Source organism: Martinezella sp. CNPSo 3732 (assembly GCF_057784515.1).
This window is the reverse complement of record NZ_JBXSOO010000007.1, coordinates 148863-162207: the sequence shown is the minus strand read 5'-3', so window position 1 is coordinate 162207 and position 13345 is coordinate 148863. Positions and strand designations below refer to the sequence as shown.

At 61.1% G+C, this 13345-nt stretch carries 12 protein-coding genes; all 12 read left to right on the top strand.

Translation table 11 applies throughout. The features are described from left to right. Positions 1-9 precede the first annotated feature (9 nt). The 12 genes from AC13RM_RS15375 to AC13RM_RS15320 all read left to right on the top strand — a co-directional run bounded on the left by AC13RM_RS15375 (position 10) and on the right by AC13RM_RS15320 (position 13236). On the top strand, positions 10-1434 hold the full coding sequence (locus tag AC13RM_RS15375) for an amidase (RefSeq protein ID WP_440477628.1): 1425 nt from the start codon (positions 10-12) through the stop codon (positions 1432-1434). After that, the gene (locus tag AC13RM_RS15370; protein WP_440477627.1) at positions 1431-2957 is read left to right on the top strand and encodes an ABC transporter ATP-binding protein; all 1527 of its coding nucleotides are present in this window, start codon (positions 1431-1433) and stop codon (positions 2955-2957) included. The genes AC13RM_RS15375 and AC13RM_RS15370 overlap by 4 nt, the downstream gene beginning before the upstream one ends. Next, positions 2947-3996, top strand: a complete 1050-nt coding sequence (locus AC13RM_RS15365) for an ABC transporter permease (RefSeq protein WP_488555243.1) — start codon at positions 2947-2949, stop codon at positions 3994-3996. Before AC13RM_RS15370 ends, AC13RM_RS15365 begins: the two co-directional genes overlap by 11 nt. Continuing rightward, positions 3993-4934, top strand: a complete 942-nt coding sequence (locus AC13RM_RS15360) for an ABC transporter permease (RefSeq protein WP_488555242.1) — start codon at positions 3993-3995, stop codon at positions 4932-4934. The genes AC13RM_RS15365 and AC13RM_RS15360 overlap by 4 nt, the downstream gene beginning before the upstream one ends. Positions 4935-4948: 14 nt before the next feature. Continuing rightward, positions 4949-6241, top strand: a complete 1293-nt coding sequence (locus AC13RM_RS15355; protein ID WP_374818343.1) for an amidohydrolase family protein — start codon at positions 4949-4951, stop codon at positions 6239-6241. A 257-nt stretch (positions 6242-6498) separates the two neighbouring features. Continuing rightward, positions 6499-7380, top strand: a complete 882-nt coding sequence (locus AC13RM_RS15350) for a dihydrodipicolinate synthase family protein (RefSeq protein WP_374818346.1) — start codon at positions 6499-6501, stop codon at positions 7378-7380. Between the two features lie 20 nt (positions 7381-7400). Further along, positions 7401-8060: a GntR family transcriptional regulator gene (locus AC13RM_RS15345; RefSeq protein WP_113231087.1), complete on the top strand. Its 660-nt coding sequence runs from the start codon at positions 7401-7403 to the stop codon at positions 8058-8060. Between the two features lie 59 nt (positions 8061-8119). Then, positions 8120-9451 carry an ABC transporter substrate-binding protein gene (locus tag AC13RM_RS15340; protein WP_374818349.1) on the top strand — a complete coding sequence of 444 codons (1332 nt, stop codon included), beginning with the start codon at positions 8120-8122 and terminating at the stop codon, positions 9449-9451. After that, positions 9451-10386: a carbohydrate ABC transporter permease gene (locus tag AC13RM_RS15335; RefSeq protein WP_374818351.1), complete on the top strand. Its 936-nt coding sequence runs from the start codon at positions 9451-9453 to the stop codon at positions 10384-10386. The genes AC13RM_RS15340 and AC13RM_RS15335 overlap by 1 nt, the downstream gene beginning before the upstream one ends. Before the next feature lies 1 nt (position 10387). Further along, positions 10388-11203, top strand: coding sequence for a carbohydrate ABC transporter permease (locus AC13RM_RS15330; protein ID WP_374818353.1), 816 nt, complete (start codon positions 10388-10390; stop codon positions 11201-11203). Positions 11204-11236: 33 nt separating this feature from the next. Next, the gene (locus AC13RM_RS15325) at positions 11237-12295 is read left to right on the top strand and encodes an ABC transporter ATP-binding protein (RefSeq protein ID WP_374818355.1); all 1059 of its coding nucleotides are present in this window, start codon (positions 11237-11239) and stop codon (positions 12293-12295) included. After that, on the top strand, positions 12292-13236 hold the full coding sequence (locus AC13RM_RS15320; RefSeq protein ID WP_374818357.1) for a sugar kinase: 945 nt from the start codon (positions 12292-12294) through the stop codon (positions 13234-13236). The genes AC13RM_RS15325 and AC13RM_RS15320 overlap by 4 nt, the downstream gene beginning before the upstream one ends. Positions 13237-13345: the final 109 nt, after the last annotated feature.

Genomic DNA, 13345 nt, shown 5'->3' with positions numbered 1-13345 from the left:
GGCGCGATCATGGGCAGCCCGTCATACGCCGATGCCACGGAGCTGGCTGGCGCCATCAAGTCCGGCACGCTTACCTGCGTGGATGCCATGCAGGCTGCGCTTGATGCCTGCGCCAAGCAAGGTGAGCTTGGCGCCATTACCTATGTCAATCCTGAAACAGGGCTTGCGGCAGCGCTCGCCCTGGATCAGGAGGCTTCGGCGCATGCCGAGCGCTTTGCGCAGCGCGCCTTTGCCGGCGTGCCGACGGTCGCCAAGGATCTCGGCGGCCCCTTCCCGGGGTTGCCGGTGACGGCTGGCTCTCGCCTGTTCGCCCACACCGGTCGGGGCGAGGACAGCGATTTAGCGCGACGTTTTCGCGATGCCGGCCTCTGCGCCTTCGGCTTGAGCACCAGCCCGGAATTCGGCTTCTCACTGGCCTCCGAACCGGCAATCGGCCCGATCTGCCGAAATCCGTTGGATCCTAGCAGAACTGCCGGCGGCTCATCAGGCGGTGCCGCGGCAGCGGTCGCCGCCGGTATCGTGGCGATCGCGCACGCAACGGACGCGGGCGGCTCGATCCGGGTGCCGGCCGCCTGCTGCGGCCTTGTCGGATTGAAGCCGACACGCGGCGCTGTGCCCGCCGGCCCCTCCTTCGGCAATCATCTCGGCGGCATCGCCAGCGAACTCGCGGTCACCCGCTCCGTGCGCGACACCGCAGCGATCTTCGATATTGTCCGGGGAAGGGCAAGGGGGCCGTACGCGGACATCGTTCAACACCCGGCCAAAACGGGCAAACTTCGCGTCGGTCTGCTTACCGATACCGGACAGCATTATCCCATCGCAGCCGACCGAGCTCAAGCTGTCGAAGCCGCAGCCCACACTCTGGAAAGCCAAGGAAACGAGCTGCTATCCCTCCGTTGGGACGAGGTTGAAAGTGCCGTTCAGGCCAGCGCCCGTGCCTTTGGCGATGTCATTTCCGTCAATATCGCCAGCCTGATTGACGATCTCAAACTGGACGCGCGCCTCACGGAGACGATGACGCAGGCCTTTATCATGTGTGGACGCGCCATGCCGGCAGCAGCCCTTTGGAGCTCCCTCAATGGCGCCGTGAGGGCAAGCCGTACTCTATGGGATGTCTTCGACAGGGTCGATGTCATCGTCATGCCCATGCTAGCCTCGGCTCCACCGCCGATCGGGTCTTTCCCCACGGACCATTCGGACACCGATTTGCACCTTGAGCGCATGGCCTCCTTTGCGCCTCTTGCCTCTCTCGCCAACATATCCGGCTTTCCGGCAATCACGCTTCCTTTCGGTGAAGATACAGAGGGATTGCCGCTGCCGATCCAGATGATGGCGCCCATGGGTAAGGATAAGCTGTTGCTGCAGCTTGCATCTGCGCTCGAGGCCGAGCAACGGTGGCAACACCGCTTCCCGATTGCAGGCTTCGCGACATGACCACAGCCGTTCTTACCATCGAAGGTGTCAGCAAGCACTTCGGCAGCACCCTCGCCAATGACAATATCTCGCTATCCCTAGCAAAAGGCGAGATCGTTGCCCTGCTCGGAGAAAACGGCGCCGGCAAGACGACGCTAATGAGTATCCTCTTCGGCCACTATGTGCCCGATACCGGCCGCATCCTGATCGACAATGTGGAACTGCCACAGGGCAAGCCTCGCGCCGCAATTCGGGCTGGTGTCGGTATGGTGCATCAGCATTTCTCGCTGGCGCCGAACCTGACAGTGCTCGAGAATATTATGACGGGCACGGAGGGACTATGGTCGCTCAAGTCCCAAAAGGCGGCGGCCCGCAACAAGCTTCTGGCGATCTCCGAACGTTTCGGCCTGAAGGTCGACCCCGATGCCCGCCTCGGCGATCTCTCGGTCGGCGAGCAGCAGCGGGTGGAAATCCTGAAAGCGCTCTACAATGATGCGCGCATCCTGATCCTCGATGAGCCGACCGCCGTTCTCACCCAGATCGAGGCGGAAAAGCTCTTCTCGACGCTGAAACAGATGGCCGCACAAGGCCTGTCTTTGATCTTCATCTCCCACAAGCTCGATGAAGTCATGGCCACGGCCGACCGTATCGTCGTCCTGCGTGGCGGCAAGGTTGCGGCCGAAAGGCAGGCATCTCAGACCAGCAAGGCCGAGCTTGCCGAACTTATGGTCGGACATCGCGTCACGCGCCCAACTCGCGAGAAAAGCATCCCCGGCGCTATTGCGCTCGAAGCCCGCGACATCACGCTCAAAAGCGGCGGCGTCGAGCGCCTGAAGAAGATCAGCTTTCATGTCCGCGCCGGCGAAGTTCTGGGCATTATCGGCGTGTCGGGTAACGGCCAGGCGCCCCTGGGGCAAATCCTGTCCGGCACCGCAAACCGTTCCTCCGGTGAACTCCTTCTGTTCGGCAAGCCCGTCGGCGATCTTGATGTGGCTGCGGTCATCGATGCAGGCATCGGTCGCATTCCGGAAGACCGAAATCGTGATGGTGCGATCGGCGAAATGGCGATCTGGGAGAATACCGTGCTCGAGCGCCTGTCTTCCTATTCGAAACATGGTCTGGTCGACCGCGGTGCCGGTATGGCCTTCGCGCAGGATATCATCGAGGCATTCGATGTGCGCGGCGGCAGTGCGGCAAGCCGCACCCGGCTGCTGTCTGGCGGCAATATGCAGAAGCTGATCCTCGGCCGCAATCTCCATGAGCGACCACGAATCCTCATCGCCGCCCAGCCGGCGCGCGGACTGGATGAAGGGGCCGTAGCCGCCGTTCACGGACGCATTCTGGAAGCACGTCAGCAAGGCACCGCCGTCCTGCTGATCTCGGAGGATCTGGATGAGATCATTGCGCTCGCCGATCGCATCCAGGCGATCGTCGGCGGTCGCCTTTCGGCACCGATCGATGCCGGTGAGGCCGATGCACGCCTGCTGGGATTGATGATGGCTGGTGAGTGGAAGGAAAGAAGCGGGGCCGAACATGCGATTTGAACGGCGCGAACACCGCCCACTCTACATGATGGTCCTGGCGCCCCCGCTTGCGGTCATGGCGGCCCTGGCGCTCGCCGGCATCCTAATCGCGATTGCTGGTGCGCCGGTCTTTGAAGCCTATCGGCGGATTCTGCTCGGTGCTTTCGGCTCTAGGCTTTCGGCAACGGAGACGCTGACCCGCGCGACACCGTTGATCTTGACGGGATTGGCCGCGGCGGTCGCCTTTCGTGCCCGCCTCTGGAACATCGGCGCCGAGGGGCAATTCTATTTCGGCGCCATTGCCGTTGCAGCCTTCGGGTCGAAAATGCTCGCCGGGCTGCCCGGCCCGATCCTCATTCCGTTATTGATGATCATCGGCGCCATCGCCGGCATGATCCTGATCCTCGTGCCGCTATGGCTGCGGCTGCGCTTTTCCGTCGACGAGGTCGTGACGAGCCTTATCCTGAATTTCGTCGCCGTCCTCTTCGTCTCCATGCTGATCGACGGCGTGCTGAAGGATCCGACGGCATTCGGCTGGCCGCAATCCCAGGCGCTTGGCGATCACGCCATGCTGCCGAAGCTGATTGCCCGATCGCGCCTTCATATCGGCTTTGCAATTGCGATCATCATTGCGGCGCTCGTCTATTTCGTCCAGTCGCGCACGGTCTTCGGCATGCAGTCGCGGGCGGCGGGCCTCAATCCGTCAGGCGCCGTCTTCGCCGGCGTTCGCCTCGGCTCGACGCTCGTCAAGGTCGCCTGTCTTTCGGGAGGGCTTGCCGGCCTTGCCGGTGCGATCGAAGTGATGGGCGTCAAAGGTTACGTCACGACCGATCTGTCGCCCGGCTTCGGCTATGCCGGCATCGTCGTTGCCATGCTTGCAAACCTCAACCCGCTCGGCGTCGTCCTTGCGGCGATCTTCACCGCCACCATGTTCGTCGGCGCCGACGGTATGAGTCGTAGTCTCGGCATCCCCACTTACATCGCCGACGTCACGGTCGCCCTGTCGCTGCTGACCATGCTGATCGCGCTGTTTTTCACGCAGTACAGGATCCGCCGATGAGCTCGCTGGTCGATATCATTGCTTCAGCCGGACTTTGGGCGGCCGTGCTGCGGATCGCGACGCCCTTGATCTTCGGCACGCTCGGCGCGCTGCTTTGCGAGAGAGCCGGCGTCCTCAATCTCGGCATCGAGGGCATCATGACATTCGGTGCAATGATCGGCTGGCTCTCCGTCTATCACGGCGCCGATTTATGGACCGGCCTACTGATCGCGGCAATCGCCGGCGGCATTTTCGGACTTCTGCATTCGGCCCTGACGGTGACGCTCGGCCTGTCGCAACATGTTTCAGGTCTCGGTGTGACGTTGTTTGCATCCAGTTTCAGTTACTACGTCTTCCGGCTGATCGTTCCGGTCGCTGGGACGCCGCCGACCATCACGCCGTTCCAGCCGATCGCCATTCCCGGGCTTTCCACCTTGCCCTTCATCGGCCCGGCGCTTTTCACACAGACGACGCCGACCTATCTCGCAATCCTGGTCGCGCTGGTCATGGCCTATCTGATTTTTCGCACGCCCATCGGACTTGCGATCCGCATGACGGGTGAGAACCCGCATGCGGCCGAGGCTCAAGGCCTCAACCCGATGAAGATCCGCTACGGCGCCATCATTACCGGCAGCGCGCTGATGGGCATGGGCGGCGCTTTCCTGACGCTTTCCGCCTTCAACAGCTTCTTTCCGACGATGGTGCAGGGCCGCGGCTGGATCTGCATCGCGCTCGTCGTCTTTTCGTCCTGGCGGCCGGGCCGGGCGCTGTTCGGCGCCCTGCTCTTCGCCTTCTTCGACGCATTCCAGCTGCGCCTGCAGACGGCGGTGCAGGGTGTGCCCTACCAGATCTTCCTGATGACGCCGTATATTCTGTCCATCGTCGCCCTTGCCGTCATGAGCAGGCGAGCGCGCGTGCCACAGGCGCTGATGCAACCCTATCGCCGTGGCGAAAGATAATTCGAGGAGCTTCCATGTTCGATCTGATCATTCGTAACGCCAATCTGCCCGATGGCCGCAAAGGCATCGACATCGCGGTCAAGGATGGCAAGATTGCAGCGGTCGAAACCTCGATCACCGCCGAGACGAAGGACGAAATCGATGCGACCAACCGGCTGGTGAGCCCACCCTTTGTCGATCCGCATTTCCATATGGACGCGACGCTTTCGCTTGGCCTGCCACGCATGAATATATCAGGCACGCTTCTGGAGGGCATCGCGCTTTGGGGAGAGCTGCGCCCGATCGTGACGAAGGAGGAGCTTGTCGATCGCGCATTGCGCTACTGCGATCTCGCCGTCACCCAAGGCTTGCTCTTCATCCGCAGCCATGTCGACACCTCCGATCCGAAGCTGGTGACAGCCGAGGCGCTTCTTGAGGTGAAGGACAGGGTCAAGCCCTATATCGACCTGCAGCTCGTCGCCTTCCCGCAGGATGGATACTACCGCGCCAAAGACGGCGTGGCTTCCGTCGCCCGCGCACTCGACATGGGTGTGGATATCGTCGGCGGTATCCCGCATTTCGAACGCACGATGGATGAAGGCCGGGCGTCGGTGGAGGCGCTTTGCAGGATCGCCGCCGACCGCGGCCTTCCCGTCGACATGCATTGCGACGAAACCGACGACCCGATGTCGCGCCATATCGAGACGCTGGCGGCGGAAACCATCCGCTTCGGGCTGCAGGGCCGCGTTGCCGGCTCGCACCTGACCTCGATGCATTCGATGGACAATTACTATGTCTCCAAGCTCATCCCATTGATGGCAGAGGCTGAGATCAACGTCATCCCCAACCCGCTCATCAACATCATGCTGCAAGGCCGCCATGACACCTATCCCAAACGGCGCGGCATGACGCGCGTGCGCGAACTGATGGATGCCGGGCTCAACGTTTCCTTCGGCCATGATTGCGTGATGGACCCCTGGTATTCGATGGGTTCGGGCGACATGCTCGAGGTCGGCCATATGGCCATCCACGTCGCACAGATGGCCGGCATCGAAGACAAGAAGAAGATCTTCGACGCACTCACCGTCAACTCCGCCAAGACGCTCGGCCTTGAAGGCTACGGCCTGGAAAAGGGCTGCAATGCCGATTTCGTCGTGCTGCAGGCCGTCGACACGCTGGAAGCGCTGCGCCTGAAACCCAACCGCCTCGCCGTCGTCAAACGCGGCAAGGTGATCGCCCGCTCCGCGCCGCGCATCGGCGAGCTCTTCCTCGATGGCCGTCCCTCACAGATCGATGGCGGACTCGATTACGTTCCGGCAGCGGGCTAACGGATCACCTCCGCGACGACGAAGTATCTCGGGGCTTGGATTCTGCTCTTACCGCATGGCGGGATCTCGCAGCGCTCTCGTTGCTTGATCCCGCGCCGACAGACTCTGTGAATTCCCACACACCAACTACTTTCCATTGCCTATTCCCGCTAATCCCACGTCCGCGTAAATCACATATGCGTAACTGACATAAACTTCGCTTTACAACTAACATGTCAGTATGCTACGCACTGATCCCATAAGATCGGGAGGATCGGATGAGTGAGAATTTTGGCCTGTCGGCCGCCTTGGCAACACCCTTCGATGCGGATGGCGAGATTGCGATCTCAGGAGTAATCGAGCAGGCGAAACATTGCCTTGCCCATGGCTGCAAGAGCGTCACCCTTTTCGGCACCACAGGCGAAGGCGCGTCGATCGGCATGCAGGAGCGCAAACAGGTTCTGGCCGCCATGATCGCCGCCGGCATCAAGCCCAGGCAGATCGTCATGGGCGTACTGGTCGATGCCGCCGAGGATGCTGCTGCACAGGCTGGACAGGCCCTGGCGCAGGGTGTCCGCAACATTCTCCTCGCGCCGCCCTCCTACTTCAAGAATGTCAGCGACGACGGCCTCTTCAAATGGTTTTCGGCCGTTTTCACCATGCTCGGCACCCATGCCCGTGACGTAATCGTCTACAATATTCCGTCGGTGACGATGGTGCCGCTCTCCATTTCCCTCGTTGGTCGCCTGCGCGACGCATTTCCGGAGGTCGTCGGCGTCAAGGACTCCTCCGGCGATTGGCCCTATACCGAGGAATTGCTGAAGACGCATGGCGATCTCATCATTCTGATCGGCGACGAGCGGCATCTGGCCCGCGGCGTTCGGCTCGGCGGACAGGGAGCAATCTCCGGCATGGCAAATCTCCTTCCTCGCGAAGTTCAGGCCATGGCGGAAAAGGGCATCGACGACGCCAATGTGGAGCGCTTCGTCGGGCAACTGCTGAACTATCCGGTCATCCCCTCGATCAAGGCCATTCTCGCCCGTTTGACTGACAACGATAGCTGGCTCGCTGTACGTCCGCCGCTCGTGGCATTGAACAGCCAAGATTCCGACACGCTCTTTGCTGCTTTCGGCGCACTGTTTCGCGCCAAAGCAGCCTAACCGATCAGCCGGAGCTGCCGATGGACGGACCAGGCGAACAGACGACGTTGAGAGAGAAAGCCTATGAGAGCTTCACACGCCATCTTTTGGCGCGCGATGTTCGTCCCGGGCAATTCATCTCGCAGCGGCGGCTTGTCGAACTGACGGGACTGACGCTCGGTGCGATCCGCGAATTGATCCCGCGCCTGGAGGCCGAAGGGCTGATCAAGACGGTGCCGCAGCGCGGATTGCAGATCGCCCATATCGATCTGGATCTGATCCGCGAGGCCTTCCAGCTTCGTCTTTTTCTGGAAAAGGAAGCCGTCGCGCTCTTTACCCATTCAGCATCGGACGAGACGATTGCCAAGCTTTTGAAGGACCATCGCGATATCGCAGATGCCATTCGGGCCGGTGACAGTTCACCGGAGCTAGAACTTCACGCGCAATCGGTGGATTGGGGCATGCACGATGCCTTCATCGACGCGCTCGGCAACACGATTATCTCGAATGCCTATCGGGTCAATTCGATCAAGATGCGGCTGATCAGCCAGGATAGGTTCCGCATCAACGGTCATGTCGGCCCGGTCATGGAAGAGCATCTGAAAGTGCTTGAAGCCATTGAGAGGCGCTCAGCTGAAGAGGCGGTTACCGCGCTGGTAGCTCATATCGGCGGAGCGCGGGATCGCGCGTTGAAGATGTAAACAGTTTTAGATAACAGGCCGCGAATGAGGAGATTTTCGGCCAAAGGAGGAGGAACGCAATGTCATCGCCATTTTTCAATCCGACACGTCGCGGCTTCATGGCCGGCACCGCCGCACTAGGCGCAACGAGCCTTCTGGGCGTGCGCACCGCCTCGGCAGCCGTCGACTGGAAGCGCTTTGCCGGCACGACGCTCGAGGTCAATCTGGTCAAGAGCCCGCGCAGCGAAACGATCCTCAAATACTTAAGCGAGTTCGAAGCCCTGACCAGCATCAAGGTCAATGCCGAGGCGACGCCCGAGCAGCAGCAGCGCCAGAAGACCACGATCGAGCTCAGCTCCGGCAAGCCAAGCTTCGACGTCGTCCATCTGAGCTACCACGTCCAGAAGCGCCAGTTCGAAAAAGGCGGCTGGCTCGCCGATATCAGCGGCTTCATGAAGGACCCGTCGCTCACCGATCCGTCGCTGACGGAAAGCGATTTCGCCGAGGCTGGCCTGAAGTTCGCCAAGGATTCCACAGGCGTCATGCGCTCCCTGCCCTTCTCGGTAGACTATTGGATCGTCTACTGGAACAAGGCCCTGTTCGAGAAGAAGGGCCTCGCCTATCCGGAAACTTTCGAAGATATGGCGAAAGCCGCCGAGGCGCTGACAGATAAATCGACCAACACCTACGGCTTCGTCGCCCGTGGCCTCAAGAATGCCAACGCGCCGGTGTGGACGACCTTCATGCTCGGCTATGGCACGACGCCGCTTTCGGCTGACGGCAAGCTGCAGACGGAGTCGCAGGGGGCCGTAGATGCCGCCAAGCTCTATCAGCGCCTGATGACGAAATCGGCACCTCCCGGCGTTTCCGGCTTCAACTGGGCCGAAGCGCAATCGGCCTTCCTGCAGGGCAAGATCGGCATGTGGGTGGATGGCGTCGGTTTTGCGCCGCCGATCGAAAACCCGGAAAAATCCCGTGTCGTCGGGCAAGTCGGCTACGGCGTCATGCCGAAGGGACCGAACGCGCAGGCAGCGGCGACGACCGGCGACGGCCTCGGCGTGACGGCTGCCAGCCAGAAAAAGGAAGCCGCTTATCTCTTCTGCCAATGGGCGATCTCGCACGACATGGGCGCACGCCTCCTGCAGGCCGGCGCCGGCGTTCCCTTCCGCCAGTCTATCCTGGAGGATCAGAAGGTCCGCGAGGGCGTGAAGATGCCGGGCGCCTGGCTCGATGCCGTCGCCGGCTCCGCGAAGGTCTCTCAGCTGGCGCTACCCGTTATCATCCCGGTCACTGAGTTCCGCGACATCTATGGTGTCGCGCTGACGAACATGATCGGCGGCGCAGATCCGGCAGCCGAACTGAAGACGGCAACCGCCCAGTTCGAGCCGGTTCTGGCACGAAGCGAGGGATAATGGCCTCCGTGAGCATCGAAGAGACCGCCGCGAAGGCAACCAAAGAAAGGGGCAAGCCGCGAAGGCTTGCTCCCAACTACTGGCCCTTCGTCATCCCCGCATTGATCGTCATTGCCGCCGTCATCGTCTTCCCATGGGTCTTCACCCTCTGGATGAGCGTGAACAAGTGGACGCTCGGTCAATCGCAGAGTTTCGTCGGCTTGGACAATTATGTCCGGCTGGCGACCGACACGCGTTTTTGGGAATCCCTTTGGCACACCGTTCTCTATACAGTGCTCTCCGTCGTCGGCCCCTTGATCTTCGGAACGCTGGCGGCACTGATCTTCGATGCGAACTTTCCGCTGCGCGGGTTCCTGCGCGGCATCTTCGTCATGCCGATGATGGCGACGCCTGTTGCCGTCGCGCTCGTCTGGACCATGATGTTCCATCCGCAACTCGGCGTGCTCAACTACTTGCTATCGCTTGTGGGCATCGGACCGCAGGAGTGGATCTACAATCAGGCGAGCGTCATCCCCTCGCTTGTCCTCGTCGAGGTCTGGCAGTGGACGCCGCTGGTCATGCTGATCGTGCTCGGCGGCCTCGCCTCCGTGCCGCGCGAACCCTATGAAAGCGCCGAAATCGACGGCGCCAACGCCTGGCAGAAGTTCCGCTATCTGACGCTGCCGATGATCTCGCCTTTCCTGATGATCGCCGTCATCATCCGTGGCATCGATGCGATCAAGAGCTTCGATATTATCTATGCGATGACGCAGGGCGGCCCTGGAACTGCCTCCGAGACCATCAATATCTACCTCTACAACACCGCCTTTTCCTACTACGACATCGGCTATGGCTCGGCCATGGCAGTGGTGTTCTTCATCATCATCGTCGCGCTTTCCTTCATCCTCCTGATGATGCGGCAGCGGACGAAATGGACCGACGCGGAGGGACATTGAGATGAAGCGTTCGACACTCAACCGCATCGGCCTGTTCTTCGTGGCCCTGATCATCGTCTCGCCCGTTATTCTGTTCTTCCTCTGGATGATCTCGCTGTCGCTGAAATACGAAATCGACAACGGCGCCTATCCGCCGATCCTCATTCCAGATCGTTTCGCCTGGACGAACTACGTCAATGTCTTCCAGGAAAACAACTTCTTCCTCTATTTTTGGAACTCCATTCTCGTGACGGGGGCAGCTACCCTGCTCGCGCTCGTCATCGGCGTGCCGGCCGGCTACGGCATTGCTCGGCTGAAGGCAGAGAAGTCGGCCATCGTCATCATGATCGCCCGCATGACGCCGGGCCTATCCTTCCTCATCCCGCTGTTCCTGCTGTTTCAATGGCTCAATCTTTTGGGAACGCTCTGGCCGCAGATCATCATCCATCTTGTCGTCACCGTGCCGATCGTCGTCTGGATCATGATCGGCTATTTCGAAACGACTCCAATGGAACTGGAGGAGGCTGCAAGCATCGATGGCGCGACACCTTGGCAGGTCTTCCGCCTCGTCGCCCTGCCGATCGCCCGGCCCGGCATCGTCGTCGCCTTCATTCTCTCGGTGATCTTCTCGTGGAACAATTTCGTCTTCGGCATCGTGCTTGCGAGCCGCGAGACCCGCACATTGCCGGTGGCCGTCTATAACATGCTCTCCTTCGAGCAGGTGAGCTGGGGACCGCTTGCGGCGGCCGCCCTCATCGTGACGCTGCCGGTGCTCGTGCTAACGATGTTCGCACAGCGACAGATCATCGCCGGTCTGACGGCCGGCGCCGTCAAATGACGCAGCCTTTATCGTTTGGATAGGATCACATTCATGGCACCCGTCCATATACAGAGCATCCAGAAACGCTACGGCCAGGTGAAGGTCATTCGCGATATCAGCGTCGACATCGCCGACGGCGAATTCGTCGTCCTCGTCGGCCCTTCGGGCTGCGGTAAGTCCACGCTGCTGCGCATGATCGCCGGGCTCGAGGAGGTGAGCGACGGCGAGATCCATATCGGCCGGCGCGAAGTCAGCCATCTGCCGGCGCGAGACCGCGACATCGCCATGGTCTTCCAGAATTACGCGCTCTATCCGCATATGACGGTGGCCGAAAACATGGGGTTCGCGCTGAAGCTGAAGAAGGCGGACGCTTCCGAAATCGCCGCCAAGGTGCAGAAGGCCGCTGCCATCCTCGGCCTGGAGAACCTGCTGGATCGCCTGCCCCGTCAGCTTTCCGGCGGTCAGCGCCAGCGCGTCGCCATGGGCCGCGCACTGGTGCGCGATCCTCAGGTCTTCTTGTTCGACGAGCCGCTCTCCAATCTCGATGCAAAGCTGCGCGTGCAGATGCGCGGCGAGATCAAGTCCATGCATCAGCGCATCGGCACGACGACGATCTACGTGACGCATGACCAGGTGGAGGCGATGACCATGGCCGACAAGATCGTCGTGCTGCATGGCGGCTTTATCGAACAGGTCGGCGCGCCGCTCGATCTCTATGACCGACCGGCCAATCTCTTCGTCGCCGGCTTCATCGGCTCGCCCTCGATGAACTTCATCGACGGCAGGATAGAGGAAGGCGTCTTCCGCAGCGACAAGGGCCTCATCTTGCCCCTGCCGGAAGGCTTTCCGATCGAAGAGCAGGGTGGACGCCCACTTGTCTACGGCATCCGGCCCGAACATATCCGCGCAGCGGCAAGTGGCCTGCCGGCCCGAGTCGGCATCGTCGAAGGCACCGGATCTGAGATCTATGCCAAACTCGATTGCGGCGGCGAGGAAATCTCCTGCCTGTTCCGCGAGCGGCTGAACATCCGCTTCGGCGACAAGATCGAAATCGCGATCGACCCGTCCAGCATCCATCTTTTCGACAAGGCGAGCGGAAAGCGCCTTTGACCGCTCCATCCGTCTTCGATCCGCCCTTCGGCGCGCCCAGGCACATTCTTTGTGTCGGCGCTGCCGTTCTGGATACGCTCTTCCGCATCCACACCCTTCCCCAAGGCCAGGGAAAGGTTCTGTCTTATGACATGCTGCAGATCGCGGAAGGCATGGCCTCCAGCGCCGCCGATTCCATCGTCCAGCTCGGTGGCGAGGCGAGCCTGTGGGGAGCCGTTGGCGACGACGATACCGGCGAGCGCATTATCCGCGATCTGGATGCCACCGGCATCCATGTCGAGGGCATGCTACGGGTAGACGGCGCACGCTCTGCCGTCTCGACGATTCTGGTGGACGATGACGGCGAAAGGCTGATCGTCCCCTTCTATGATGCGAAACTGCATCATACGGTGAAGGAATTCACGGCCGATGATATGGCTGCATTCGATGCCGTCTTGGTCGACGTGCGCTGGCCGGCGCTGGCGCGGCAGGTCCTCAAAGCTGCCAGAGCGATGGGCAAGCCGGCCATTCTCGACGGCGACGTGGCTCCTGACGGCATCATCGAACAACTGGCGCCGGAAGCAACCCATATCGTTTTCTCCGAACCGGCTGCGCAGCGCCTGACGGGAATAAGCGATGTGTCCGAGATGACGTATCTTCTGAAACAGCGCTTCGATCACGCTTTCATCTGCGTGACGGCAGGGGCGGCCGGCAGCTACTGGTTCGACGAACAAAACAACGACGTCGCGTATTGCCCGACCATTACCGTCAAAGCCGTCGACACGCTCGCCGCAGGGGACATCTTCCACGGCGCCTTCGCGCTCGCACTCGCGGAAGGAATGGCACCCGCGGACGCAATCCGCTTTTCCTCTATCGCTGCCGCCATCAAGTGCGAGTCGTTTGGTGGAAGATCCGGAGCACCGACGCGAGCCGACGTGATCCGCCGATCCTATTCACTTTGAAAGCCCGGACGCGGCGCTTACACGCGGCTGCATGACGCACAATTCGGGCTCTATGCCCGACTTGGCTGCATGAAGGGCAAAAAGAGCCGGGGCGGGTGTCCGCCCTCTT